We start from the raw sequence: 26,201 nt of genomic DNA, 5'->3' as shown, positions 1-26,201 counted from the left end.
CCGGAGCGCACCCTCGTCGTACGTATTCGGAGGAGAGCGATGGCACTGCTGACACAAGAGGTCGACCCGGGTGAGGTCGGGCTGGACGCGAAGGCGCTGGACCGCCTCGACCAGTACTTCGCCCACTATGTCGACGAGGGGCGGCTGCCCGGCTACCTGGTGGCCCTCGCCCGCGGTGGACGCGTCGCCCACCTCACCGCGTACGGCCACCGGGACGTCGCCGCCGGGCTGCCCGTGGAGGCCGACACGCTGTGGCGGATCTACTCCATGACCAAGCCGGTCACCTCGGTCGCCGCGCTGCTGCTGGTCGAGGAGGGCAAGCTGGCGCTCGGCGACCCGGTCGGCCGCCACCTGCCCGCCTTCGCCGAGCCGCGGGTGTACGTGAGCGGATCCGGCGCCGACATGGTGACCCGCCCCGCCGACGGGCCGATAACCGTCCGGCATCTGATGACCCACACCGCCGGGCTGACCTTCGCCTTCTACCGCACGCATCCCGTCGACGCCCTCTACCGCGACGCCAACCTGGAGTCGGCGGTGCTGCCGGGCTCCGGCCTGGCCGAGACGGTCGACGTGTACGCGAGCCTGCCGCTCCAGTTCGAGCCGGGCACGCAGTGGAACTACTCGGTCGCCACCAACGTCCTCGGCCGGGTCGTCGAGGTCGTGTCCGGGCAGCGGCTCGACGAGTTCGTCGCGGAGCGGATCTGCGGGCCGCTCGGGATGACCGACGCCGGGTTCTGGGTGAGCGACGAACACGCGGACCGGCTCGCCGAGTTGTACGGCGAGACGGAGGACGGCGGTATAGAGCCGATCCCCGGCCTTCCGCTGCGCGGCGGACGCCCCCGCTTCCTGTCCGGCAGCGGCGGTCTCGCGGCCTCCGCATACGACGTCCATCGCTTCATGGAGCTGCTGCGCCGCCGCGGCGAACTCGACGGAACCCGGCTGCTGGCCCCCGAGACCGTGGACCTGATGACGTCCAACCAGCTCCCGGGCGGCGCCGACCTGCGCGCCTTCGGCAGCCGCCCCGCCCATGACGAACCCGGCAACGACGGCGTCGGCTTCGGTCTCGGTGTCTCCGTCGTGATCGACCCGGCCCGCACGAAGGCCCCGACGGTCCTCGGCTCCTACGGCTGGAGCGGGGTCGCGACGACCACGTTCTGGGTGGACCCGCGTCACGACCTGACGGTGCAGTTCATGACGCAGGTGCGGCCGCGGACCTCGCACACGATGTTCCAGGACCTCAAACGGCTCGTGCACGAGGCCCTCGTCGGCGAGTGAGTGCCCGCCGCTCAGACGCGGTTGGCCTCCGGGCGCGGGGCGTGTGCGGCGAACCGGCCCGCGCTCAGCGGGCCGACGTCGACGAAGGGGGCCCGGCCGAGGTACAGGTCGCGGACGACCTCGCCGACGGCCGGTCCCTGGAGGAAGCCGTGGCCTGAGAAGCCGGTCGCGTACAGGAACCGGGACACCGAAGTCGCCTCGCCGATGAGCGCGTTGTGGTCCGGGGTGACCTCGTACAGGCCCGCCCAGCCGCCGGTGCGACGCAGGTCGAGCAGGGCGGGGGCCCGCTGTTCCATGGCCGCGGTCAGCCGGGGGATCCAGCGCTCGTGGGTGTCGGTGGCGAAGCCGGGACGCTCGTCCGGGTCGGACATGCCGAGGAGCAGGCCGGGGCCCTCGGAGTGGAAGTACAGGCTGGTCGTGAAGTCGATCGTCATCGGCAGCCGCCGCGGCAGTCCGGTGACCGGTTCGGTGACCGCGATCTGCCGGCGCAGCGGCACCAGGGGCAGGTCCACGCCCACCATCGCCCCGATCGCCCGGGACCAGGGGCCGGCCGCGCAGATCACGGTGTCGGTGGTGATCCGGGCGAGGGTCGTCGTCACCGCGGTGACGCGGTCGCCGCGCACTTCGATGCCGGTGACGTCGTTGTGCCGTAAGATCCGCGCCCCGTACGCGCGGGCCGCGGACGCGTAGCCGTGGACGACGGCCTCCGGGGTGCAGTGGCCGTCGTCCGGGGAGAACGCGGCCGCCAGCAGCCCGTCGGTGGAGATCAGCGGGGAGAGCCGCCGGGCCTCCGCGGGGTCGATCATCCGGCTCGGCACGCCGAGCGTGTTCTGCAGCCGGACGCCCGCCTCGAAGCCGGCGACGTCCTCCGGGGTGGAGAGCAGGAACAGATAGCCGACCCGGTGCAGCCCGATGTCGTACCCGGTGTCCTGCTCGAACCGCTCGAACGCCTCCAGACTGCGCGCCCCGAGCTGGATGTTCAGCGCGTCGGAGAACTGGGCGCGCACCCCGCCGGCCGCCTTCGAGGTGGAGCCGGAGGCCAGTTCGTCCCGCTCGACGAGGACGACGTCCCGTACGCCCGCGCGGGCGAGGTGGTAGGCGATGCTGGTGCCCATCACACCGCCCCCGATGACGACGACGCTCGCGTGCAAGTTCACGGGCGGACCTCCTCGACCGATTCGACCTGAACCCCTGCGAGGCCATCGATACCAGGACGTGAGCCTGGAGAACCCTCGAAGACGCCGTTGTCGGCCGACCGCGCACCGCCCGCCCTGCGCACCGGATTCAGGACAGGTGCGCCACCGCGTCCAGGTGCGGCAGGTGGTGATCGAGCCGCTCCCGCTTGGTCCGCAGATAGGTGATGTTGTTCTCGCACGGCGGGATCAGCAGCGGAACCGTCTCGGCCACCTGGATGCCATGCCGCACCAGCGCCTCCCGTTTGCGCGGGTTGTTGGACATCAGGCGGACGGAGTTGACGCCCAGGTCGTGCAGGATCTCTGCGGCGACGCCGTAGTCACGGGCGTCCACCGGCAGACCGAGCGCGAGGTTCGCCTCGACGGTGTCCAGGCCCTCCGCCTGGAGGGCCATCGCGCGCAGCTTGCCGAGCAGTCCGATGCCCCGCCCCTCGTGGCCCCGCAGATAGACGACGATGCCGCGGCCCTCGGCGACGACCGCGCGCAGCGCGGAGGCCAGCTGGTCGCCGCACTCGCAGTGCTGGGAGCCGAAGGCGTCGCCGGTGAGGCACTCGGAGTGCAGCCGGGTGAGCACGTCGTCCGTGCCTATCTCGCCGTAGACGAGGGCGACTTGCTCGTCCCCGCGGTCGTGGTCGAGGTAACCGATGGCACGGAATTCCCCGTACACGGTGGGCAACGGTGCATTCACCACGCGCTCCACACCGGAACGCTGCGTCCGCTGCGCGGACTTCTTGCCGAGGACGCCAATTTTATCTGTCATGATTCTTCAGTTCCTAAGCAGAGACGAAAGGCCGTGAAAAGATGAGTGGTTCGCAAACGCGGCCGGCGGCACACTCGCTGGTACCGGCGGACACCACCGAGGACGTACGGACGCGGGGAGCGGGCGTCTCACGACAGGTGGCGGTCCTTCCCGTCGGAAGCTTCGAGCAGCACGGCCCGTTCCTTCCGCTGGCGACCGACACGCTGGTGGCCTGTGCCATCGCGCGCGAGATCGCCGCGGCGCACCCGGTGCACCTCCTTCCGCCGGTGACGATCTCCTGCTCGCACGAGCACGCGGCGTGGCCGGGGACCGTCAGCATCTCTTCCATGACCCTTCATGCGGTGATACGGGACATTGCGGCTTCGCTCCGCCGGTCGGGCGTCGACGCCCTGGTGCTGGTCAACGGGCACGGCGGAAACTACGTACTGGGCAACGTCGTTCAGGAATCCTCCGCGCGCGGTGAGCGGATGGCGCTGTTCCCGGCCCCGGAGGACTGGGAGGCGGCGCGGGAGCGGGCGGGGGTGGTGACCTCGCTGCTCACCGACATGCACGCGGGGGAAATCGAGACCTCCATCCTTCTGCACGCTCATCCCGAATTGATCCGACCCGGTTATGAGACTTCTGATTTCGTGGCTGACGACCGACGTCATCTGTTGACCCTCGGTATGTCCGGCTATACCGATTCCGGTGTCATCGGCCGTCCTTCGCTGGGTTCCGCGGAAAAGGGGAAGCGGCTGCTGGCGAGCCTCGCTGATTCCTTCGGCGCGTATGTGTCACTGCTGACCTCCGCGGACGATTCCGTAGCGGACACGGGAGACGCACGAAAATAGCCGCTGGGTTCCGGGTCCGCCACGGTCGCGGCGGATCCGGATCCCGCGCGCACCCCGGCGTACCAGCGGACGACCAGGACCAGCAGCCCCGGCACGGCGGCCACGAAGCTGAGCACGCCGTACACGACGGCGACCGCCAGTCCGGTGGTCGCGCCGAGCCCCGCGGCGCCGAACGCCCAGGCGGTGACGCCCTCCCGGGGGCCGAACCCGCCGATGTTCAGGGGCAGTCCCATGGCGAGCAGGGCCAGGACGGCGAGCGGCAGCAGGGCGGCGACCGAGGCGCCGGAGCCTGCGATCCGGGCCGCGAGCACGAACATGCCGAGGTGTCCGGCGAGCACGACGACGGAGGAGACGGCGACTCCGGGGCCGTTGCGGCGGGAGACCAGGGCTTCGCGTGCCTCGTCGAGGGTGGAGCGCAGCGCCGTCGGGTGGGTGCGCTCGCGGCGGGAGGGCGCGCGGTTCATGCGCACGGCGGCGACCACGGCGAACGCGCCGACGCCGGCGAACAGGACGAGCGGGGTGATGTCCCGGGCCTGGTTCAGCACCGGTGACGGCATCGTCAGCAGGACGCCCGCGCCGACGACGGCGAGGGCGAGCTGGCCGGCGGTGCGCTCCAGCACGACCGCGCGGACCCCGCGTCCCAGGTCACCGGCGCTCTGTCGGTGCCGCACCGCGCGGTGGACATCGCCGAGGACGCCGCCCGGGAGGGCCGCGTTGAGGAACAGGGCCCGGTAGTAGTCGGCGACGGCCGGCCACAGCGGCAGCCGGATCCGCAGCCCACGCGCCACCAACTGCCAGCGCCAGGCGCTGAACACGGTGGTGACGGCCCCGATGCCGAGCGCCCCGGCGAGCGCCGGCGCGTCGATCCGCCGCAGTCCGTCGAGGAAGACGCCGGTACCCAGCCGCCAGAACAGCACGACGAGGATGGCGACGCCGACGGCCGTGCCCAGGTGGGTGCGGACGGCAGGGGTGTTGAGGCGGGACAGGACGGTGCGCAGGCGGCCGCGCGCAGGCGTGGCGGGCGCCGCCTGCGGGCGGGGCTCGGTGACGACGACGCCTGTGCGGGCGGGCGAGGTGGCCGGGGAGACGGGGGCGTCGGCGCGTACCGTCAGGAACGGGGCGACCGGCGCGGATTCCCGCGAAGCCGGAACGGCGTCGGCGTCCGGACGTACCACCGAGGCCTCGCCGCGGCTCGCGCGCCGGCGTCGCGCCTTCGCGGCCCTGCGGGCCGCGGGCGCCGTCGCCACCGTCTCCACGCTCATGCCGCCCCGCCCTTCGGCCGGCACAGCGCGAGCAGGTCACTGTGGTGGACCACGACGCTCAACTCGCCCGCCGCGCAGGCGGCGAGGCGTTCGGTCAGGTAGCGGTCGGCGCGCTCGCGCAGTTCGGGGCGCTGCTCGACCGCCGCGCCGACCCAGCCGCGCAGCCACTGGGCGGTGAGCGCCTTCTCACCGGGTCCGAGCCGCCAGGGGCTCGGGTGCACCTGCACGGTCGCGCCGTGCTCGGAGAAGGCCTCGGCCGCCGCCGTGATCGCGTCCGGGCCCAGCAGGCCGGAGCGCCGCTGGTGGGCGTTGAACGCCTCGGCGATCTCCTGGTCCAGCGGGTCGGACGGGGTGAGTTCGACGCGTCCGGCGACGGAGAGGGTCAGCAGCGCCGGGCAGCCCGCGCCCGCGCAGGCGGCGGCGAGGGTGTCGATCTCGTCGCGGGTGAGGACGTCGAGCAGTGCGGACGCCGTCACCAGCGAGGCGCCCTTGAGGGCGTCCGGGGTGAGGCGGCCGACGTCGCCGCGGCGCGTCTCGACCGTGACACGGCTGCCGTCGGCCGCGGAGCGCGGGGAGGCGACGGCGGCGAAGTGCAGCAGGTAGGGGTCGCGGTCGTGCAGGACCCAGTGCTGGGCGCCGTCCAGGTGGGGCGCGAGCCAGCGGCCCATGGAGCCGGTGCCGCAGCCGATGTCGTGGATGACCACCCCCCCTGCCCGGCCGGGCAGGTTGGCGAGCCGGATGCGCAGCGGGTCGAGCAGGTCGTGGGCGCGCGCGGTGGCGTCGGCGCTCTCCCGCAGCTCCAGCCACTCGGGCGCGTAGCGGGGCGGATCCTCTGGCCCGGCGTCCCGCAGTCGTACGGTGGCCCGCTCGCCGGGGCGGAAGCTGGGACCGGCGCCGAGGATCACGGCGTCGTCGTCGGACGCCGGTATGGACACGCCACTCATGTCACCCTCCGCTGAAACGATCCCGCGCTGCGGTCCGGCCGCCGCGTCCGTCACGTCCCTGGGGCCCGGCTGGGCCGGGACCACGCCGCCGGTCTGTGTCGTCGCCGGATTCCTCATGCCGCCCTCCGCGGTTCGTTCGGCAGTCGGCCCAGGACCGAGGCCAGGCTGCGGGCCGTGCCGGCCCAGCCGTTCAGTGCGGCCCGGCGACCGCGGGCGGCCGCCTTCAGCCGGCGTCGCACGTCCGCCTCGCCGAACCAGCCGCGCAGTTCGACGGCGATCGCGGCGGGGTTCTCCGGCGGGACGAGGATGCCGGGGACACCGCCGTCGGGGGCGCGGCCGACTGCCTCGGGGAGACCGCCGACGTCGGTCGCGAGCACCGGGATGCCGCGCGCCAGGGCCTCCGTCACCGCCATGCCGTACGTCTCGGCGTAGGAGGTGAGCACCATGAGGTCGGCGCTGTTGTAGCTGGCGTCGAGTTCGGCGCCGGACTGCGGACCCGCCAGGACGAGCCGGTCCTCGAGGCCGTGCTTCGCGATCAGGGACCGCAGGTCGGCCACGTACTCGGGGTCCTGGTTCAGCCCGCCCACGCACACACAGCTCCACGGCAGATCGGTGATCGCCGCCAGGGCCTCGACCAGCCGGTGCTGGCCCTTGCGCGGGGTCACCGCGGCCACGCACAGCAGGCGGGAGACTCCGTCGGTGCCGGCCGCGAGGGGGGCGATGTCGGCGCCGGGGGCGGCGACATGGACGCGCTCGGGGGCGAGGCCGTGGTGGGAGACGAGCCGGCGCACGGCCCAGTCGCTGGTGGCGATCACGGCGGGGACGGCCCGCAGCACCGTGCGTTCCCGGGCGTCCAGGTCCGCGGCCACGGCGGGGTCCAGGCCCGTCTCGTCGCCGAGCGGGAGGTGGACGAGGACCGCGAGACGCAGCCGTTCGGCCTCCGGGACGATGATCTCGGGTACTCCGCAGGCGACGAGGCCGTCCAGCAGGACGACGGTGCCGTCGGGGAACTCGCGCAGCGTCCGTGAGAGTTCCGCGCGGGCGGCGGCGCCGGGCCGGGGCCAGCTGCCGTCCACGGCGTGCTTGTGCACCTGCCACCCGAAGCCGGGCAGGTCCAGACAGACCCGCCGGTCATAGGCGTTGCCGCCGCTGGGCGCGGCCGGGTCGTCGACGCCGCCCGGCAGGACGAAGTGCACGGAGCGCAGGGACATGGGGATGATCTCGGCGTTCTTCAGGACGGAGTGCTGCACGGGCACGAAGCCGAGTGTGACGTTCTCCGGGTTCCGCGCGGTCGTGTCTTTCTCCAGCGTCACGTCGGTCACAGCGCACGCTCGTAACTCGCCCAGGCGATGTGCGACTCGTGCAGCGTGACGGTGAGCCCGGCCAGCCCCCTGGCGCCCTCGCCCAGCGCGCCCTTCTCGATCCGCTCGGCGAGCCGGTCGGCGATCACCTTGGCCAGGAACTCGGTCGAGGTGTTGATCCCGTCGAACTCGGGTTCGTTGTCGAGGTTTCTGTAGTTCAGCTCGGCGACGACCGCGCCCAGCTCCCGTGTGGCCAGTCCGATGTCGACGACGATGTTGTCGTCGTCCAGCTGCTCGCGCCGGAACGTTGCGTCCACCAGGAACGTCGCTCCATGCAGTCGCTGCGCGGGTCCGAAGACCTCGCCGCGGAAGCTGTGGGCGATCATGATGTGATCGCGGACGGTGATGCTGAACAACGGACGACCCTCCAGGTGCGGTGCGCTCCTCATCCCCGCTGATGGCTGCCGGGGATGTCGTGTAGTACGGCTCTTCGCTTCCCGTTGTTCAGCGCTCTCTCACTCTTTTCTCAGGTCAGGCGCTCTTGTCGTCCGGGAATGAACGAGTCCGTCAGGGCGTGTCCGCGTACCTGACACGGTGGCAGAGCGCCGGGATCTCCCCGGAGGCGAGTTTCGGCAGCACCGCGGGCAGTTCCTCGAACGGGCTCTCCCCCGTGACCAGGGCGTCCAGGGCGGGGTCGGCGAGCAGGTCGAGGGCGAGGGCGAGCCGGTCGCCGTAGCCGCGAGTGGCGCCGCGGGCCGGGGAGACGGTGCCGACCTGGCTGCTGCGGATGACCAGCCGGCGGGAGTGGAAGGCCTCGCCGAGCGGCAGGCCGACCTGCCGGTCGCCGTACCAGCTGAGTTCCACGACCGTTCCCTCCGCCCTGAGCAGTTCCAGGGACCGGGCGAGGCCCTGCTCGGTGGCGCTGGCGTGCACGACCAGGTCGCACTCGCCGAGGGCGTCCTCGGGCGCGGCGAAGTCGCAGCCGAGGGCCTCGGCGACCTGGGCCCGGCCGGGGTCGGCGTCGACCAACTGAAGCCGCACGCCCGGGAAGCGGGCCAGCAGGGCGGCCACCGAGCAGCCGACCATGCCGCCGCCGACCACGGCGATCCGGTCGCCGATCAGGGGCGCGGCGTCCCACAGGGCGTTGACGGCCGTCTCGACGGTGCCGGCGAGGACGGCGCGGGCGGCGGGCACGGTGTCGGGTACGACGGTGACGGCGCTCGCGGGGACGACGTAGCGCGTCTGATGCGGATACAGGCAGAAGACCGTACGGCCGACGAGTTCGGACGGCCCCTCTTCCACCGTCCCGACGTTGAGATACCCGTACTTCACCGGGGCGGGGAACTCGCCCTCCTGGAAGGGGGCGCGCATGGCGGCGTGCTGGCTGTGCGGGACCCCGCCGCGGAACACGAGTGTCTCGGTGCCCCGGCTGACTCCGGAGTACAGCGACCGCACCAGGACTTCGCCCTCGCCGGGCTCCGGCAGGGTGACGTCCCGGAGTTCTCCCGCGCCCGGGGAGCTGAGCCAGAACGCACGTGCGGCGCGGTTCATCGGGATCCTCCTGAACGATCGTGAAGCCGTGCACGTACGGAGGTGTGCACAGGTCGCGCACAGTACGCGGCCTTGATCGTCTCTGTCATCTGGCCGGAGGAATGTGCGGTGGCCCTGAACAACACTTACGACGCGAGGCTGGTCCAGCAGGAGACCGCGGTGGGAGCGGGCGTGCAGATCCTGTTGCTGGCCATGCTCGGCTCGGCGATAGGTATGGGGCCGGCGGGCTGGCTGACCGGACTGGTGTTCGCCGTCGCGACGTGGGCGCTGCTGTCCCTGGCCCTGCACCGCTCCGGGCTGCGCTCCTTCGGCCCGGCGAACCGGGTCACGCTGGGCCGCGCGACCCTGGTGGGCGGGGTCACCGCCCTGGTCGCGGACTCCTTCCAGAGCTCGCCGCCCGTCACGCTCTTCGTCGGTCTTACGGCGGTGGCGCTGATCCTGGACGGCGTGGACGGCAAGGTGGCCCGCCGCACCGGCACCTCCACGGCGCTCGGCGCGCGCTTCGACATGGAGGTGGACGCGTTCCTGATCCTGGTGCTGAGCGTGTACGTCTCGATGTCGCTCGGGCCGTGGGTCCTGCTCATCGGCGCCATGCGCTACGCCTTCGTCGCCGCGGCCCGTGTGTGGCCCTGGCTCAACGCCGCACTCCCCCCGAGCACGGCCCGCAAGACGGTGGCCGCGATGCAGGGCGTGTTCCTGCTCCTGGCCGCGTCCGACTACCTCCCGTACGCGGCGACCTTCGCGATCGCCGCGACGGCACTGGCGGCGCTGGTCTGGTCGTTCGGCCGCGACATCCTTTGGCTGTACCGGACGTCTCGGACGCTGAAGGTCTCGGTGCCGAAGGTGCGGGAGCTGGTGGCTTCCTGAAGGGGGCTGCCCCGGTATGCCGTCCCTTGTCTGCGGGTCCGCTGTGGCTGGTGGCGCCCGCGCGGCGGAGCCGCACATCGATCCCGGCAATGGCCGACTCGGAACCCAGCCGCTGCGCTGCCCAACCCCCTGGACTCCGCCTACCTTCGCGGCAACACCCCGACCGCCAACACCGGCACCGCCGCGAGTACCAGCCACGGCACCGCCGTTGGCAAGGTGGTGTCCAGGAGGGTTCCCGTCGCTGAGCTGCCGATGAGGACTATCAGGCCGGAGATCGAGGACAGCGCGCCGGTGTAGAGGCCGAGGCGGCCCTCCTCGGCGAGGTCGGGGACCCAGGCGCGGGCGACCGGGGCGACGAGCATCTGGCCGAGGGTGAGCAGGACGACGAAGCCGGCGGCCGGCAGCAGGCCCGCGGTGCCGGTCCGGTCGGCGGGCCGGGCGGCGGCCACGACCGCGAAGCCCGCCGCGATCAGCAGCAGTCCGGCCACCATGGACCGGCGCAGGGTGAGCCGCTCCCCCACCCAGCGGGTGACGGGCAGCTGGGCCACCACCACCAGCAGTGAGGACAGGGCGAACAGCCAGGCCAGCGCCGCCTGGGAGCCCGTGGCGCGCTCCACCTCGTCGGGCAGGGCCAGGTACAGCTGGTTGTAGGCGAGGAGATAGGCGCCGTACGCACAGCACAGGGCGAGGAAGCGGCGGTTGCGCAGCAGCTTGCCCAGGCCGCCCCGGAACTCGACTCCGCCGCGCCCGGGTATGTGCTGCGGCAGCAGCCACGCGTGTCCGGCGAGGACGAGTACGAAGATCCCGGCGCCGGCGAGGCACACCGTACGGAAGTCCACCGACAGCAGCAGCGCGCCCAGCAGCGGTCCCACGAACGCGCCCGCCTGCCCGGCCACCGTCAGCAGTGCGAGGACGCGGGTACGGGAGCCCGCGCCCGACTCCTCCCACAGCACGGCCTGCCGGGCCACCTCGGACTCCACGGCCGGCGAGAACAGCGCGGCGGCGAACCCGATCAGCAGCACCGCCCCGATGACCGCCCAGGTCTCGCTCGCGTACCCCAGCCACACGAACCCGGCGATCCGCAGCACGCACCCCGTGAGCACCACCGGCCGGATCCCGTACCGGTCGGCCAGCGCCCCGCCCACCACGAACAGCCCCTGCTGGCTGAAGGTCCGCAGCCCCAGCACGAACCCGACCAGCCAGCCGGCCATCCCGACGGCCTGCCCGAGATGCTCGGCGAGGAAGGGGAGGACGGCGAAGAAGCCGACGTTGAAGGCGAGTTGGGTGAGGATGAGGAGGCGGAGGAGGGGAGAGAGGCGGGGCCGGTCCGAAGTCGCCTTGCGGAGGCCGGGTACGGAGGACGCACCGATCATCGGGTGGCCACCAACTCCCTTGTCTCCGGCTTGGGTTCGGGCGCGGTGGCGATCGGCTCCGTCCCGCGGGTTCGACGCCTGACTCCCCCGGCCGCCGTCACCGCCAGCGCGCCCAGCAGGGCGAGTACGGCGGCGGGCGCGAGGACCGCCCACGGGGCGCGCTCGGCGTAGGGCTGGTTCTCGGCGAGGAGCAGGCCCCACTCCGGGGACGGCGGCTGGGCGCCCAGGCCGAGGAAGGCCAGCGAGGCGAGCGCGAGGGCGATGCCGGGCAGGCGGAGCAGGGCGTGGCGCGTGACGGGCGGGACGACGGCGGGGAGCAGCTCGTGGCGCAGGAGGTACCAGGGGCCGGCGCCCAGTGCGCGGGTCACCGTCAGGTGGAGGGACGCGCGTTCCTGCCGCAGCAGGGCCGAGGTGTGCGCGGCGAGCGGTGTCCAGGCGACGGCGGCCACGGCGAGCGCGGGCGTCGCGGAGCCGCTGCCGACGACCGCCGTGACGAGCAGGGCGACGAGGACGGGTGGCAGCGCGGTGACCGTGTCGACGAGTGGCCCCGACAGCCGGGGCAGCAGGCCGAGCGCGACCCCGGTGAGCAGGGTGACGGCGGTGATGGCGAGGGCGAGGAGCAGGGTGTCGAGGGCGCCGTGCGCGACCCGGGCGAGGAGGTCCCGGCCGAGCGCGTCGGTGCCGAACGGGTGGGCCGGGGAAGGCGCCGCGAGCCGCTCGGCGGTGTCCAGGGCCAGCGGGTCGCGGGGCAGGCCGAGGGCGATGACGGCGAGGAGCAGGCCGCCGTGGACCAGGGGCAGGATGCCGCGGGCGGGCGGTGCCGGCCGGTGCAGGGACGGCAGCGCGCCGTCGCGCAGGGCCGGGCCGATCAGCAGACGGGTGAGGAGGTGGGCGGCTGCGGCGGCCACCGCCGCGAGCAGGACGAGGGCGAGCGTGCCGGCCTGGAGGACGGGCAGGTCCTGGGCGAGGGCGGCCTGGAGGGTGGTGCGGCCGAGACCGGGGATGTCGAAGATCTGCTCGACGGTGACCGCGCCGCCGGTGAGCCCCACGACGAACAGGCCGGTGTTGGGCAGCAGTCCGGGCAGGCAGCGGCGCACGGCCTGCCGGGCGACCGTACGGCCGGGCAGTCCGCGCGCGCTCGCGGCGAGCGCCCAGGGCTCGGTGAAGGCGCCGGGCAGCAGGTCGTCGAGGAGCCGTCCGAGGACGGCGCCGGCCGGCAGGCCGAGGGCGAGGGCGGGCAGGATCGTCCACTGGAAGCCGTACCAGCCGAGCGCGGGCAGCCAGCCGAGCTGCACGCCGACGACGGTGGCGAGGACGGACGCGATGAGGAACTCGGGCAGCGCGGCGAGCACGGCGGACCCGCTGCCTCCCGCGCGCCGCCCGTCCAGTCGCCGGTGCGCCCCGAGCCACAGCGTGCGGGCGCAGATCAGCGCGGCGGTGAGGGCGGCGGCCACGAAGGCCACCGCCATCAGCAGCAGGGACACGCCCAACGCCTGGAGCACGTCGGGCGTGACCTCGCTGCCGGAGATCCACGACCGTCCGGCGTCCCCGCGCCACAGCCCGCCCAGCCAGTCACCGAGCAGCCGGAACGGGCCGTCGTCCAGGCCGAGCTGGGCGCGGATGTCCGCCAGCACCTCGGGGGTGGGGTCGCGGTCCGCCGAGCGGGCCTTGAGGACGGTGAGCGCGGGGTCGGTGTGCGAGAGCCAGGGCAGCACACCGATGACCGTGACGAGGGCGGCCGCGATCCCGGCCCGCCACAGCAGGGTGGCCATGCGGTGCGGCACGGGTCAGCGCCGGGTGCCGATGCCGACGAGGGTGCGCTCGTACGGGTCGAGGATCTCGCCCCGCACGGACGTCCCGACGCCGGTGATGATGCGCTGGTGGACCAGCGGTACGACGGCGTCGGTACCCAGGATGCGGGCCTCGGCGGCCATCGCGGCGTCCTGCCGCTCAGCGGTTTCGGTGGCCGCCTCGGCGTCGGCCACGGCCCGGTCCACGTCCTTGTCGCACAGCCGGGCGATGTTGTAGCCGCCGTCGCAGGTGTAGTCGCTGGCGAGGACGGAGACGGGGTCGCCGGTGTCGACGAGGGTGTTGCGGGCGAGGACGAACGCGTCGAACTTCCCGGCCAGCGCGTCGCTCTCCATCCGCGAGTACTCACGCACCTCCAGCGTGACCGCGAACCCGGCCTTCTCCAGCTGCTGCTTCAGCACCTGGGCGACTTCCGGCAGTTCGGGCCGGTTGTCGTACGTGGCGAGCGTGATGCGCGTCCCCTCGGGCTTCCCGGGCTTCGCGCGCCCGACCGGCGCGGTGCGCTTGCCCTCGGCCCAGGTGACGGCGGGCCCGTAGATGCCGGCGCCGGCGTCGGCGTACCCCTCGTAGACGCCCTTGGCCAGGACGGAGGTGTCGACGGCGCGGCGGGCGGCGGCCCGCAGGGCGGCGTCCTTGAAGGGGCCCTTCTCGCTGTTGAGGAGCAGGCTGGTGGTGCGGGTGGTGGCGGTCGCCTTGCGGCCGGCCTTGTCGAGGGTGGCGGCCTGGGCGACGGGGACCGACTCGGCGAGGTCGACCTGGTCGGTACGCAGGGCGCTGGCGCGGGCGGTGCCGTCGGCGACGAACTTCACGTCGATGCCGGGGGCCTGGGCGCGGCCGCCCCAGTAGTCGTCGTAGCGGTCGAGGGTGGCCGCGGTGGCGCCCATCACCTTGGTGAGTGCGTAGGGCCCGGTGGCGGTGCCGACCGGATCGACGTCGTCCTTGTTCTTGTACGCCTTCGCGGAGAGGACGGCGAGGGAGGGGCTGGACAGCCGCAGCGGCAGGATCGGGTCCGGGTTCCCGGTCGTGATCCGGACGCCGGTGGCGCCCTCCGCCTTCGCGGTGAGGGTGACGCCGGCGAGGGCGGCCGGGGCGGGCTTGGCCTCGGTGGCGCGGGTGAGGGAGGCGGCGACGGCGGCCGGGGTGACCTCCGAGCCGTCCTGGAAGGTGGCCTCGCGCAGGGTGAACAGCCAGGTGCGGTCGTCCTCCTGGCGCCAGGAGGCGGCGAGGGCGGGAGTGGCGGCGCCGTTCGCGTCCAGCGCGGTCAGCCCCTCGGTGACACCGAGGCGGCTCAGGATCGTGGCGTCGGCGCCGTACGGCGAGAGGTTCTCGGCGGGCGGGAAGGCGAGGGCGACGCGCAGCCGGGAGGCGGCGTCGGCGGGGTTGCCTGTTTCACCGGCGCCGTTGGAAGCGAAGCAGCCGGCGAGCGCCGGGGCCAGCATGAGGGCGGCGAGGATCGGGGGTATGCGGCGTCGCACGGTCTAGCGCTCCATCGGTATCTCGAAGTGGACGACGTCGTTGCCGCCGTGGGTGTCCTGCCGTTCGTCGTGCACGACCTTGCCGAGTGAGCGCCAGAAGCTCTCGGCGCCGGGCACCTGGGGGTCGGTGTGCAGATAGACGGCGCGGTAGCCGCCGTCGGCGGCGGCGAAGGCGAGCAGTTCGCGCACGAGCCGCCGGGCGAGGCCGCGCCTGCGGTGCCCGGGACGGACGTAGACGCGGCGCAGCTGGGCGGTCGTGCCGCAGGGGTAGCGCTCGGCGAGGTCGCGCGGGTTCGGCGGGTGGGCCGGGCCGCGCGAGTCGAGGGCGGCGGTGGCGACGACACCGTTGTCGCGCGGGTCGAGCGCGACGAGGAGGGTGTGCCGGGGCGGGGCCAGATAGGCGGCGGCCGGATCGATGATGTCCGCGTGCCAGCGGGGCACGTAGCCGGTGCCGAAGTCGCGGTAGACGGTGTCGAGCATCAGGGCCCGCGCGCCGTCGAGGTCGTCCGGGCTCGCCGCCCTAATGCTGTAATCACGCACTTGCACATCATATGCATTAAGCACCGAACGGGTGATCACAGCACCCGCACAGCGATGGGACACGCCAACAACCCCCGTACGGCCCAAGCGATTTGACACCGCTCGCCAGCCATCGACAATCTACTCACATGACATCCATTTTCAACAAGCGTACCCTAGCACCGACGGCAGGCGGTTCCTGATGCGCATCGCGTTCGTCGGCAAGGGCGGCAGCGGCAAGACGACCCTGTCGGCACTCTTCGCCCGCCATCTGGCCCGCTCCGGGGCCCCCGTGCTGGCCATTGACGGCGACATCAACCAGCACCTCGCGGCGGCCCTGGGCCATGAAGGCGACGCCCTGGACGCCCCGCCCCTCGGCGCCCACGTCCGGGACATCAAGGACTACCTGCGCGGCACCAACCCGCGCATCCCCTCGGCCGACGCCATGGTCAAGACCACCCCACCGGGCCGGGGCTCCCGCCTCCTGACCCTCCTCGGGGACGACGAACTGCACACACGGCACGTACGTCGCGTGGGAGACGTCCCGCTGATGGTGACGGGCGAGTTCGACGAGAGCGACCTGGGGGTGGCCTGCTACCACTCCAAGCTCGCCGGCGTCGAGCTCTACCTGAACCACCTGGTCGACGGCCCCGGCGAATACGTGGTCGTCGACATGACAGCAGGCGCGGACGCCTTCGCGTCGGGCCTGTTCACCCGCTTCGACCTGACGTTCCTGGTGGCGGAGCCCACACGCAAGGGCGTCTCGGTGTACCGCCAGTACCGCGACCACGCGGAGGAGTTCGGCGTCCGTGTGGCGGTGGTCGGCAACAAGGTGACGGGCGAGGACGACCTCATGTTCCTCAAGGAGGAGGTGGGCGACGACCTTCTCACGCATCTCGTCCAGTCGTCGTGGGTGCGGGCGGGAGAACAGGGGCGGGAGCGGGGGGATCTGGAGGCGGAGAACGTGCATGCGCTGAACGTGCTGCGCGAGGCGGTCGACGCTCAGCCCAAGGACTGGCCCGCCACCCACCGCCACGCGGTCGAGTTCCACCTGCGCAATGCCCGCGCCTGGGCGAACGACAGGATGGGCCACGACCTCGCGGCCCAAGTGGACCCGGAGTTCGAACCAGGCCCGGGGCGCTGACTCAGCTCCCCGGGGCCCCTCGCCCCGCTTCTGCCATGATTCGGCCCAATGATCGCCGAGTCACCAGGGGGGCCCGCAGCATGACCGGCACCACGGAGGCCGCCCACGGGTCGGCTGCGGTCGACGATGCGGCACGAGGCGTCACGCGCCCGTTCTACGTATACGCCGTGCTCGCCAACTCGCTGTTCCAGCGCGGCGTATTCGTCCTCTTCCTCTATCAGCGGGGCTTCTCCGCCGCGCAAGTGGCCCTGTTGCAGACACTGCTCTACCTGGTCAGCGGAATTGCGGAGTTGCCGACGGGAGTCATCGCCGACCGAATCGGCAGGCGTGCGAGCATCGTGATCGGCCAGGTGCTGATCGCCGGATGTCTGCTCGGTCAGGTGGCGTTCTCCGACTACTGGGTGTTCCTGGCGCTGTTCATCGGGCAGGGCGTGGGCATGGCATGTGTGTCCGGTTCGGACACCGCCCTGCTGTACGACCTGCTCGTGCGCCGTGGTGCGACGGCCGGCTACGTCAGGATCAAGTCCCGGTTCACCATGCTCGGGACGGTCACCTCGGGAGCCGCCATCGTCCTCGGCGGCCAACTGCAGCAGTTCTCCTGGGGAGTCGTCTACGTAGGTTCGGCCGCGTGTCTCGTCCTGGCCGTGGTGGTGCTGATGTCACGAGTGCCCGAGATCCGCGGCGCGGACGCGGTGGACGAGCGGGGCGGAGCTCAGGAGCGGCACGGCGACGCCACAGCATGGCGGGCGATGCTTCGGGTCGCCACACCGGCGCTGGTGACGCTCGTCGTGGTGTCCGGACTGATGCATGCGACCTTGACGCCGTACATCATTTTCACGCAGAAGACCCTCTCCGATCAGGGAGCGGGCACCGCATTGGTCAGCGCGGTCATATCGGCGGGATTCTTCGCCGGCGGGCTCACTCCCCTGCTGTCGGACCGCGCGGACCGGCGCATCGGATATCGGGCCATCGTCCCGGTGTCCCTCCTGACACTCGCCGTGGCGCTCGGCCTGAGCGGCCTCGGCCTTGTCCGGGTCACCATCGCCGCGTTCCTGCTCCTGGTCGGAATTCCCGAGATCACAGCCGTGATCGTGGACAACGTGTTCAACGAGGCAGTGCCGTCGCGCCACCGGGCGAGCCTGCTGTCGATGATCGCGTTCGTGGAGTCGGCGCTCATCGGCATCGGCTATCTCGTCCTCGGCGCGCTCATGGACGGGTTGGGCTCCAGTGCGGGCATGGCCACGTACGCCGCGGTCCCCCTGCTGGCATGTCTGCTGTGGCTCCCGGTGCTCTTGCGAGGGGCACGGGTGACCACCGAGAGCGGGAAGCCCGCTGACCAACAGGGTCGCGCGGCCTGCAATTGAGTCGAGTTCGGTCCGGCGGCCGCCTACCCTGGCGGCATGGCCCACGCGAAGACCTCGTACGTCTGCCTGCCCTGCCGGGTCTCCTACAAGCAGCCGTACGGCAGGGACAGGCGGCGGATCTGCCCCCGTTGTGCGGAGCCGTTGATTCACGTCGGCTCCGCCTTCGCCGCGCCACGACGCCGGGACCTCGCGGCCTGGCGGACCCTGTCCGTGCTGCTGCACGCAGGCGTCCGGTTCCACAAAAGTTGCTGCGGCGGGCCGGGTTACCGCCCGCGCACCCTGCGGGAGGTGCGTGAGCGGATGGCCTACGCGCGCCGCACCGGTGAACCCTTCACACGGGCACTCGCCCGTCCCGAGTTGCGCTGACCCACACCCCGGGCACCGGCGTTCATCGCGGCAGTCTCACAGCCCCGAACGTGCCAGCAGCACCGGCAACGCCTCCGGCTTGACCTTCTGTACCGACCGCACCTGGCCCAGTCCGAGTTCCTCGCGGCTCACCGGCTCGCGGTACAGCGCCTTTGTCGCCTCGGTGATCATGGTCACCGCGACCAGGTAGGGAACGCCGGGGTCCTCGTCGTCCGCCCAGGGTTCCTCGTCGACCTCGGCCACCGCGGCGACCGCCGATTCCGGCTGGGCGAAGAAGAACCAGAGGCGGTCGCCCGGCCGCATCCGGTAGCGACGGCTGAGCCAGAGCTCCAGTTCCGGCTCCTCCTCCGCCAGTTGCCGCATCGTCTCCTTGTCGGACGGCTCCCCGTCCAAGGTGTCCTTGCGCGGATTGAGGATGTAGATCCAGTCCGCCATGGAATCCCCTTCGGTCAGGGCGCTCGGCCCGCGGCAAGACGCATCGGTGCGGCGCCTCATGGTGCCAGGCCACGGTCCCCAGGCATACACATTTTCGAGAGCCCGTCAGTCAGTGCGTACGTCACAACGCTTCGGCATGACCGCCCACCGCGCCGTCTCCCGAGGCTCACGGGCGCGGCCGTCGCCCGGTGTCGGTGGCGTTGTCAGTGGGTGCCGATAGTTTGATCTCGTTGCGCCGCTCTGGCGTTGACATCCCCTTTCGCATGCATGGGAGATGGTGCGTTGTCGGTCTGGGAGAAGTCGAGCACGGCGCGGGTCGTGCCGTCCGCACGGCCGCGGAAGCTCGCGAAGGTGCCCTTCGTGGAGTTGGCCGACGGGCGGTTGCAGGGTGTGGTGTCCAGCGGGTCGGACATCGGGCGGGTGTATGTGTCGTCGGTCGAGGCGGGGACGTACGCGTTCGCGTGCAGCACCAACAACAACCGTCCCTGTGGCGGGGCGCACGGGTGGTTCTGCAATCACATACGTGCGCTGATCAGTGAGGCGGTGCTTCAGTACGGCGCCGAGCGGGTGGGCCGGTATCTGAAGGTCGAGGTCGACGGTGGCGCGGCCGCCGATGCGGGCTCCCTTACCGACGCGATGACCGCCACCCGGCCGGGGCAGGGGGACGGTTCGGCCGCGGCCCAGGTGTTCAGCCGGTTCCTGCGGCATCTGGCGTATCTCGAACTCGGCCCGACCACCGCTCCGTTGCCCGAGATGCAGTGGTTCCCGACGACGAGGGCGGTGGCCTGATGCGTGCCGATGTGCTGACCGACGCCGTCGACGGGCTCGACGAAGCGCTGGCCGCTGTGGACGGTTTCGACGCAGTACTGGTCGCCGGTCTGCTGCGTCCGCAGCCCGCCCAGGCCCATGGGCTCGCCGCTCTCGCCGAGGCCGTCGTCGGCTCGCCGCTGGCGGCGCGGGTCGCCGAGGCTGCCGAGAAGACCGCCGCCGGGGCCGCCGGCGAGGATCACTTCGTAGCGCTCGCCGCCGCTCGCACCGCCCTGCTCGGTTCCGTGCACGACGCGCTGGTCCTGCGCATCGAGGAGGCGGTCGGGCGGCCTCGGGACGAACAGGGCGCCGCTACGGCCGGCGATGCGGTGCACGCGGTCAATCTGCTGACCGCCGCGCGCAGTTGGCTGTGCGACGTCGCGCGGGCCGGATGGCAGGGCATCGACCATGAACTCGTCGGCGGGGCGGCGCCCGTCGTGTCCGCGATGCTGCCCGACGCCGGGTTGCGCCGCCTGGCCACGCTGCTGGACGGTTTCGCGGCCGAGCTGGCCGCCTCCTGCCCGGGGGCGACCCTGGAGCGGGTTCCGGTGCGGCGCTGGGCCGACCTGTGGTCGCGCGCCATGCTGCTGACGGTGCCCGGAGCGGCGGCCTCCGCTCCCGGCGTCACCGAAGCGACCGGCCGGTTGCTGCCGCTCGGTGTCGACGTGCAGGAGCATGCCACCGCCGTGCAGGCGCAGGTTCATGCCGTGTTCGAACCGGCGGACGGCGGCACACCGCGGCTGGTGCTGGCCTCGGTGTCCGCACCGAAGCCCGACACCGTCGTCGGCGCGGGGCTGTGGCAGCTGTTGCGGCCGCACATGTCCCTGCTGGCCGCGGTCAGTGACGGGCGGGCGATGGAGCTCGACGCGATGCCCGTCACCGGTGAGGGCGATCTGATCTGGGACGACGCCCGGGCCCGGCCGGGTGAGCCCGCCGAGGCGTTCGCCACCGCGCGAGTGGCGCTGCCCACCGCCGCCGCCTTCCCGACGGCGCCGCTCGACCGGCATCCGGCGCGTATCGCCGTGCCCGTCCTGCTGGAGGGGTATGCCGTGGAGGAGGGGGAGGACGGGGTGGAGTTCGAAGTCGCGGGGCAGCGTCTCGCCGTCGACACCGACCGGGTTCCGGCCGCCGGTCCGCTCACCCCCGAGGTCGTCGCCTCGTCCGGGGCGTGTCTCGGACTGCTGCGCTGGGACGCCGGGGAGTTTCGGGTGCAGCCGCTCGCCGTCGAGCGGACCGTGCGGAAGAAGTCCGTCGCCGTGCACGCCGGGGCGTGGGCCGGAGGTACGACCGACAAGGCCGGCGTACGGGCCGAAAAGGCCGCCACCGACGCCGTCACCGTGCTGCGCGAACGGGCAGGGAGGCTGCTGCGGAAATGAGCGAGCAGACCATCGAAGGCGCCCCCGCGCCCGTTCCGGACGAGAACCGGCGGCAGGTGCTGTACTGGCGGCTGCTGGCCCGGCTGTTCGACCCCGAGGAGCAGGCGAACCTGGAGTCGGCGAGTCTCGCCGTGGTCGAGGACATCGGCCTGCCGTCCGCGCTGCTCGACCCGGGGACGTCCGTCGACTCCGTCGCGCAGCGTCATCCGGAGCTGGCCGCCGAGTTCGACGGGCTGATGACGCCCGAGCCGGACGAGGACGGCGGACGTGACCGGGCCGCCGAGGTGCGGCGCGCGGCACTCGTGTCGAAGGTGCTGCTGAACGTCTTCGCGACCGGCTCCGGCACCGTCACCGCCGAGCAGCTGGCGCGCTGGCAGTCCGACGCGGGCTGGCTGGAACGGGCGCTGGGCTGCCGGCCCGGCGAGCTGCGCGGCGGAGGTGGCGGTGCCGGCCGTGCGGGAGGCGGGCAGGGCGTCAGCCCGACCGGTACCGGTTTCGGCGGACCCACGCCCGACCTGAGCCGTCTGATCCCGGAGATCGGGCCGGAACTCGGTTCCATCGAAGCCGGTCTCGTCAAACGCATGCACCTGCGCGAGGTGCTGGCCGATCCCGCGCTGGCCTCGCGGCTGACACCGAGCATGTCCCTCATCGAGCAGTTGCTGCGCGACAAGGACAACCTCTCCGGTGTCGCCCTGGCCAACGCCAAGTCGCTGATCCGGCGTTATGTCGACGAGGTCGCCCAGGTGCTGCGCACCCAGGTGGAGAAGGCCACGGTCGGTGACATCGACCGGTCGGTCCCGCCCAAGCGGGTCTTCCGCAACCTCGACCTCGACCGCACGATCTGGAAGAACCTCACCAACTGGGATCCGGAGGGAGAGCGGCTCTACGTCGACCGCCTCTACTACCGGCACACCAGCCGCAAGACGACACCCCAGCGGCTCATCGTGGTCGTGGACCAGTCGGGTTCGATGGTCGACTCGATGGTCAACTGCACCATCCTGGCGTCCATCTTCGCCGGGCTGCCGAAGGTCGACGTCCACCTGATCGCGTACGACACACAGGCGCTGGACCTCACGCCCTGGGCGCACGACCCGTTCGAGACGCTGCTGCGGACCAAGCTCGGCGGCGGCACCGACGGCACCGTCGCCATGGCGCTGGCCCAGCCGAAGATCGCCGAGCCGCGCAACACCGTCGTGGTGTGGATCTCCGACTTCTACGAATGGCGCACGGACGAGCTGTTCGAGAGCATGGCCGCCGTCCACCGCTCGGGGGCGAAGTTCATCCCGGTGGGTTCGGTGACCAGCTCCGGGCGCGGCAGCGTCAACCCTTGGTTCCGGGAGAAGTTCAAGGACCTCGGTACGCCGGTGATCTCCGGCCACATCAAGAAGCTCGTGCACGAGCTCAAGACGTTCCTCACCTGATCGACCGGTGTACGTCCACGTCCCGTTGTGATCACCGTACGGAAAGGCTTTCCCCTCATGTCAGACCTGCTGCGCGCCCCTGCCGAGATCAAGTACGCCGAGGAACTCGACTGGCTGGAGTCGATCGACGACAACCCCAAGCCGTTCTCGTGGCGTCTGTCCCCGAAGATGGTCCGCCTGTTCATCCTCGGCTCCGAGCGTGCCGACGGACTGGACCGGGAGGTGTCGCAGAAGTGGTTCGGCGACCGCAGCTTCGTCGAGCGGTCCATCGTCACCCTCGCCTCCGACCGCGGTCTGCTGCTCATCGGTGACCCCGGCACGGGCAAGAGCTGGCTGGCCGAACTGCTGTCCGCCGCGATCAGCCGCAACTCCACGCTGGTGGTGCAGGGCACGGCCGGGACCACCGAGGACCACATCAAGTACTCCTGGAACGTGTCGATGGTCATCGCCAAGGGCCAGTCACGGGAGTCGATGATCCCCTCGCCGATCATGACCGCGATGGAGGGCGGCTCGATCGGCCGCTTCGAGGAGCTGACCCGTTCGACGAGCGATGTCCAGGACGCGCTGATCTCGATCCTGTCCGAGAAGTACATCTCCGTCCCCGAGTTGGAGAGCGGCGGCGGTGACGACAACATCGTCTTCGCCAAGCCCGGCTTCTCGATCATCGCCACGGCCAACAGCCGCGACCGGGGTGTCAACGACCTGTCGTCCGCGCTGAAGCGCCGGTTCAACTTCGTCCGCATCCCTGTCGTGACGAACAAGAAGAGCGAGGCGGAGATCGTCCGCTTCCGCACCGAGGAACTGCTGCGCCGGCACTCGATCGACCTCGACGTGCCGCCGACCCTCCTCGACGTGCTGCTCCAGAGCTTCGCCGACCTGCGGGCGTCCGCCGCCGCGGCCGGCAGCGACGACGAGAAGCTGGAGTCCGCGCTGTCGACGGCCGAGCAGATCGGTGTGCTGGAGGACGCCGTCCTGCACAGCAACTTCTTCGGTGAGCGGGCCCTGACCGCCCGCACCCTGGCGTCCTCCCTCGTCGGCTCCCTCACCCGGCGGGAGCCCGAGGACCTGGCCATTCTCAACAAGTACCTGCACGGTGTCGTCGAGCCGCGCAGCAAGGAGGAGGGCGGCTCCTGGGCCGAGTTCCTGGAGGGCGGCCGCGACGCGATCGCCACGCTGTCATGAGCGGGCCCCAGGAGAGCACGTCGTTCGCCGCGCTCCGCGGCCAACTACAGGAGGCCGCGGCCACGTTCGCGGGCGGGGCCGACGCCCTGGAGGGGATCCTTCTCGGCATGGTCGACGACGTCGACCGCGCGGTGCGCGAGCCGCTGGAGATCTTCCCCGTCTGTCACCACTCCCCCGCCTCGGCTCTCGCCATGGCCCGCCGGCTGCGCGAGAAGCAGCCCAAGGTGGTGTACCTGGAGCTGTGCGAGGACATGGCGCCGCTCCTGACCGAGCTGCGCAACTGCCGGCTGCCGGTGGCGGTGCAGGCGTTCGCCGGCGACGTCGACGGCTTCCCCGCCGACTGGGCCCCGCTGTCGGTCGTGGCGCCGGTCACCGAGGCGTCCGCCGAGTACCAGGCGATCGCGTACGCCCTGGACACCCCGGGCGTCGAGCTGGTGCTCGTCGACCGGTCCTCGGACCACGTCTTCCAGTGGGACAGGAGAGACGAGCACGCCCAGGAGGGGGCCACGGCTCCGGAAGAGGCCGAGGCCGCGCTGCACGGCGAGGCCGTCGGCGTCGAGATCGGCGACCTGCGGCCGCGCTTCGCCGAGTTGGAGGAGCATCTGCTCCGCCACGGGAAGGTGCGGCACTGGTCGGAGTGGTGGCACCAGTACGTCGAAGTCCCGCTCGGGGACAGCGATCACGACACCTACCGCCAGGTCATGTTCCTCATCGGCAGCCTGTTCCGGCGGCTCGCCCCCGGCGACGGGTCGCGCGTCCGGGTGGACGAGGACCGCGAGCGGTACATGTGGACCCGGATGCGCGAGCATCTGACGGCCACGGGCACGGCCCCGGAGGACTGCCTCTACGTGTGCGGCGCGTTCCACGCGGCCAGCCGTGTCGAGGAGTTCGGTGTGCACGGCAGCTCGGACACCTTCACGATCTCGCCTCGCACGGCCACCACCTGGCAGTACGGGCTGATCCCCTCCAGTCACGCGGCGATCGAGGCGCAGTTCGGACTCGCCTCGGGCTCGGTGTCGATCGCGGCGACCGAGTGGGCGAAGAGCCTGAAGCGGACCCGGGTGAAGCCGTTCCGGCTGGAGGGCCAGGCAGGGACGAAGAAGTCGGGCAAGAAGACGGCGGTCGCGGCAGTCGCCCCGGCGCCGCAGTCCCCGGTCGCCGCGGACAAGCTGACCGGCTTCCTGCGCAGACCGCCCGTGCTCGACGGTCTGGACGAGGCCGAACTGCTCGGCTGGTCGGTCGACATCGTGCGCGCGGCCCGGCGCAACGGCTATCTGGCCTCCACCGCCGACGCCATCGCCGTCTTCGAGACGTCGATCCTGCTCGCCGGCATGCGGGACCGGGCCAAGCCGACGCCGTACGACTTCCAGGACGCGGCCGTCACCTGCATCGAGAAGGACAGCGTGCCGGGGCGGCGGGACGTGCGGCGTCTCGTCGAGATCATGATGGGCGGCGACCGGATCGGCCAGGTCGGCTACGACTCGCTGCCGCCACTCGCACGCGATGTGTACGACCGGCTCGCACCGCTGGAGCTGAAACTCGAACAGCGCGGGGTGCGCCGGGCGCTGCTGGACATGGCGTCCCGGCCGGAGCTACGGGCGTGTTCCGACGTGCTGTGGATGCTGCGGCGCCTGATGCCGCAGGGTGCGGCACGGCCGATCATGGGTGAGCGCAGGCTCGGTGAGCGGTCGATCCAGGAGTCGTGGGACCTGGCGCTCGGCACGCATCAGCGGGCTCTGATCGAGCTGGGCTACGAGGGTGTCAGCCTCGAGCAGGTCCTGGAGCAGCGGCTACGGCGCGAAGCGTACGGGGCGCAGGCGACGACGGGGACGGTGCTGGCCGCGGTCGAGGACGCGACCCTGTACCTGGGCAGCCGCCGCCTCGCCGACGAGCTGGGCACTCACGCGTTGAAACTGCTCGCCACCGAGCGAAGCGTCGACGGCGCGCCCGAGGTGCTGCGCCGGGTGCGTGCGCTGCTGGCCTACTACCGCACCAGCGAGCCGTCGCTGCCGTCGTGGATCGAGTCCTTCGTCAAGACGGGTTACGCCCACTACTGCACGCTGCTGCCGACGGCGTTCCGGGACGAGGACGCGACGGTCGGGCAGGTCGCGGCGATGCTCGGCTTCCTGTTCAGCATGGAGGGCCTGGCCCTCTCGCTGGGCTGCGACCGGACCCAGCTGGAGCTGGCGGTCGCCCAGTCGCACCCCGACGAGCCGTCGAAGACGGCACTTCTGTGGGCCGCACAGGTGCAGCTCGGCACGCTGTCCCGGGCCGAGCTGCGGGCGCGCTGCGACGAGCTGCTCGACAATCCACTGGTCGTGCCCGCCTATCCGCGCTACCTGAGCGGCTTCGTACATGCGCTGGAGCCCGTGCCGGGGCTGGCGGACGTGGTCGTCGAGGCGGTGTCGAACGCGTTCGGGCGGCTGCCGGACACGGTGCTGCTGCCGTGGTTGCCGCTCCTGATCACCACCCTGCGCTCCGGCGCGTCCGACCTCGCCCCCCTGCTGATCCGCGAGGCCGGTCGCATCTTCCCGGGCCGGCTGGCGGCACTGGACGCATGGGTACCGCCGTGGCGGATGCCGCAGACCGACCCCTTCGCCACGGCTCGGTCGAAGCCCGCACCCGACGTCCGCCATGGCGCCGCGCTCCTCACGGCGCATCCGTCGACCTGCGACGCGGTGGCGGAACTGCTCGGCTACGACGGCGTCTGGGCGCAGCCTGAGTCCGAGGTCCCGTTCCCGTCGGGCGTGGGCTTGCTGGCCACGCACCCGGCGACCTGCGACGCCGTGGCGGAACTGCTCGGCTACGACGGCGTGTGGGCAGGGCCGGCGGCCGGTCCGTCCCCGTCGGGCGGTGCGATCCTCACGACCCGCCATCCGGCGACGGCGGACGCCCTGGAGTCCCTGCTCGTCGGCGGATGAGGCAGGCGGTGGCCTGGCCCGGAGTA

Annotated in this window: 22 protein-coding genes and 1 pseudogene; 11 read left to right on the top strand and 12 right to left on the bottom strand. The window is 72.0% G+C overall.

What is annotated here, in order from left to right:
* Positions 1-39: 39 nt before the first annotated feature.
* On the top strand, positions 40-1,275 hold the full coding sequence (locus ACIRD7_RS04135; protein ID WP_403449435.1) for a serine hydrolase domain-containing protein: 1,236 nt from the start codon (positions 40-42) through the stop codon (positions 1,273-1,275).
* Between the two features lie 11 nt (positions 1,276-1,286).
* Here the strand turns inward: ACIRD7_RS04135 and ACIRD7_RS04130 are convergent, their stop codons facing one another.
* Entirely contained in the window at positions 1,287-2,432 is a 1,146-nt protein-coding gene (locus tag ACIRD7_RS04130; protein ID WP_403449432.1) for an NAD(P)/FAD-dependent oxidoreductase, read from the bottom strand.
* Between the two features lie 127 nt (positions 2,433-2,559).
* Positions 2,560-3,228 carry a GTP cyclohydrolase II gene (ribA, locus tag ACIRD7_RS04125; protein WP_403449429.1) on the bottom strand — a complete coding sequence of 223 codons (669 nt, stop codon included), beginning with the start codon at positions 3,226-3,228 and terminating at the stop codon, positions 2,560-2,562.
* A 41-nt stretch (positions 3,229-3,269) separates the two neighbouring features.
* Here ribA and ACIRD7_RS04120 point away from each other — a divergent pair, with 41 nt between their 5' ends.
* Positions 3,270-4,058 carry a creatininase family protein gene (locus tag ACIRD7_RS04120; RefSeq protein ID WP_403449426.1) on the top strand — a complete coding sequence of 263 codons (789 nt, stop codon included), beginning with the start codon at positions 3,270-3,272 and terminating at the stop codon, positions 4,056-4,058.
* A gap of 149 nt (positions 4,059-4,207) precedes the next feature.
* Here the strand turns inward: ACIRD7_RS04120 and ACIRD7_RS04115 are convergent.
* From ACIRD7_RS04115 to ACIRD7_RS04095, 5 genes and pseudogenes are all read right to left on the bottom strand, one after another.
* A pseudogene (locus ACIRD7_RS04115) lies at positions 4,208-5,320 on the bottom strand (lysylphosphatidylglycerol synthase transmembrane domain-containing protein); the annotation flags it as partial.
* Positions 5,317-6,264, bottom strand: a complete 948-nt coding sequence (locus ACIRD7_RS04110) for a class I SAM-dependent methyltransferase (protein ID WP_403449423.1) — start codon at positions 6,262-6,264, stop codon at positions 5,317-5,319. The gene ACIRD7_RS04110 and the pseudogene ACIRD7_RS04115, both read right to left, overlap by 4 nt.
* A gap of 113 nt (positions 6,265-6,377) precedes the next feature.
* Positions 6,378-7,586 (bottom strand): glycosyltransferase family 4 protein, encoded by a 1,209-nt coding sequence (locus tag ACIRD7_RS04105; RefSeq protein ID WP_403449420.1) that lies wholly within the window; start codon positions 7,584-7,586, stop codon positions 6,378-6,380.
* Positions 7,583-7,981 carry a 6-pyruvoyl trahydropterin synthase family protein gene (locus tag ACIRD7_RS04100; RefSeq protein WP_403449418.1) on the bottom strand — a complete coding sequence of 133 codons (399 nt, stop codon included), beginning with the start codon at positions 7,979-7,981 and terminating at the stop codon, positions 7,583-7,585. The genes ACIRD7_RS04105 and ACIRD7_RS04100 overlap by 4 nt, the downstream gene beginning before the upstream one ends.
* A 151-nt stretch (positions 7,982-8,132) precedes the next feature.
* A complete protein-coding gene (locus ACIRD7_RS04095; RefSeq protein WP_403449415.1) occupies positions 8,133-9,116 on the bottom strand; it encodes a dehydrogenase in 984 nt (327 codons plus the stop codon).
* A gap of 108 nt (positions 9,117-9,224) precedes the next feature.
* On the opposite strand from ACIRD7_RS04095, the gene ACIRD7_RS04090 reads away from it, so the two are divergent.
* Positions 9,225-9,983 carry a CDP-alcohol phosphatidyltransferase family protein gene (locus tag ACIRD7_RS04090; RefSeq protein WP_403449412.1) on the top strand — a complete coding sequence of 253 codons (759 nt, stop codon included), beginning with the start codon at positions 9,225-9,227 and terminating at the stop codon, positions 9,981-9,983.
* Positions 9,984-10,123: 140 nt separating this feature from the next.
* On the opposite strand, the gene ACIRD7_RS04085 is transcribed toward ACIRD7_RS04090, so the two are convergent.
* From ACIRD7_RS04085 to ACIRD7_RS04070, 4 genes are read right to left on the bottom strand one after another with little or no spacing between them, the layout of a single operon-like run.
* Positions 10,124-11,356 carry an MDR family MFS transporter gene (locus ACIRD7_RS04085; RefSeq protein ID WP_403449409.1) on the bottom strand — a complete coding sequence of 411 codons (1,233 nt, stop codon included), beginning with the start codon at positions 11,354-11,356 and terminating at the stop codon, positions 10,124-10,126.
* The gene (locus ACIRD7_RS04080; RefSeq protein WP_403451643.1) at positions 11,353-13,128 is read right to left on the bottom strand and encodes an ABC transporter permease subunit; all 1,776 of its coding nucleotides are present in this window, start codon (positions 13,126-13,128) and stop codon (positions 11,353-11,355) included. Before ACIRD7_RS04080 ends, ACIRD7_RS04085 begins: the two co-directional genes overlap by 4 nt.
* Before the next feature lie 15 nt (positions 13,129-13,143).
* Complete coding sequence (locus ACIRD7_RS04075; protein ID WP_403451641.1) at positions 13,144-14,604, bottom strand: ABC transporter substrate-binding protein; 1,461 nt, start codon at positions 14,602-14,604, stop codon at positions 13,144-13,146.
* A 39-nt stretch (positions 14,605-14,643) separates the two neighbouring features.
* Complete coding sequence (locus ACIRD7_RS04070) at positions 14,644-15,180, bottom strand: GNAT family N-acetyltransferase (RefSeq protein ID WP_403449407.1); 537 nt, start codon at positions 15,178-15,180, stop codon at positions 14,644-14,646.
* Between the two features lie 181 nt (positions 15,181-15,361).
* Between ACIRD7_RS04070 and ACIRD7_RS04065 the strand changes: the two genes are divergently transcribed.
* From ACIRD7_RS04065 to ACIRD7_RS04055, 3 genes are all read left to right on the top strand, one after another.
* A complete protein-coding gene (locus tag ACIRD7_RS04065) occupies positions 15,362-16,303 on the top strand; it encodes an AAA family ATPase (protein WP_403449404.1) in 942 nt (313 codons plus the stop codon).
* 80 nt (positions 16,304-16,383) lie between these two features.
* A complete protein-coding gene (locus tag ACIRD7_RS04060) occupies positions 16,384-17,667 on the top strand; it encodes an MFS transporter (protein ID WP_403449401.1) in 1,284 nt (427 codons plus the stop codon).
* Positions 17,668-17,703: 36 nt separating this feature from the next.
* Positions 17,704-18,033, top strand: a complete 330-nt coding sequence (locus ACIRD7_RS04055) for a deoxyxylulose-5-phosphate synthase (protein ID WP_403449398.1) — start codon at positions 17,704-17,706, stop codon at positions 18,031-18,033.
* Positions 18,034-18,069: 36 nt separating this feature from the next.
* Here the strand turns inward: ACIRD7_RS04055 and ACIRD7_RS04050 are convergent, their stop codons facing one another.
* The gene (locus ACIRD7_RS04050) at positions 18,070-18,468 is read right to left on the bottom strand and encodes a hypothetical protein (RefSeq protein WP_403449396.1); all 399 of its coding nucleotides are present in this window, start codon (positions 18,466-18,468) and stop codon (positions 18,070-18,072) included.
* A 267-nt stretch (positions 18,469-18,735) separates the two neighbouring features.
* Between ACIRD7_RS04050 and ACIRD7_RS04045 the strand changes: the two genes are divergently transcribed.
* From ACIRD7_RS04045 to ACIRD7_RS04025, 5 genes are read left to right on the top strand one after another with little or no spacing between them, the layout of a single operon-like run.
* Positions 18,736-19,257, top strand: coding sequence for a hypothetical protein (locus ACIRD7_RS04045; protein ID WP_403449393.1), 522 nt, complete (start codon positions 18,736-18,738; stop codon positions 19,255-19,257).
* On the top strand, positions 19,257-20,651 hold the full coding sequence (locus tag ACIRD7_RS04040; RefSeq protein WP_403449390.1) for a hypothetical protein: 1,395 nt from the start codon (positions 19,257-19,259) through the stop codon (positions 20,649-20,651). Before ACIRD7_RS04045 ends, ACIRD7_RS04040 begins: the two co-directional genes overlap by 1 nt.
* Positions 20,648-22,072, top strand: coding sequence for a VWA domain-containing protein (locus ACIRD7_RS04035; protein WP_403449388.1), 1,425 nt, complete (start codon positions 20,648-20,650; stop codon positions 22,070-22,072). The genes ACIRD7_RS04040 and ACIRD7_RS04035 overlap by 4 nt, the downstream gene beginning before the upstream one ends.
* A 57-nt stretch (positions 22,073-22,129) precedes the next feature.
* Positions 22,130-23,254: an AAA family ATPase gene (locus tag ACIRD7_RS04030; protein WP_403449386.1), complete on the top strand. Its 1,125-nt coding sequence runs from the start codon at positions 22,130-22,132 to the stop codon at positions 23,252-23,254.
* Positions 23,251-26,175, top strand: coding sequence for a hypothetical protein (locus ACIRD7_RS04025; RefSeq protein ID WP_403449383.1), 2,925 nt, complete (start codon positions 23,251-23,253; stop codon positions 26,173-26,175). Before ACIRD7_RS04030 ends, ACIRD7_RS04025 begins: the two co-directional genes overlap by 4 nt.
* The last annotated feature ends 26 nt before the right edge of the window (positions 26,176-26,201 follow it).

It is taken from the genome of Streptomyces sp. NPDC093568, from assembly GCF_044764945.1.
Classification (GTDB): domain Bacteria; phylum Actinomycetota; class Actinomycetes; order Streptomycetales; family Streptomycetaceae; genus Streptomyces.
The sequence above is the reverse complement of the archived record's forward strand: the minus strand, read 5'-3'. Positions and strand labels throughout refer to the sequence as shown.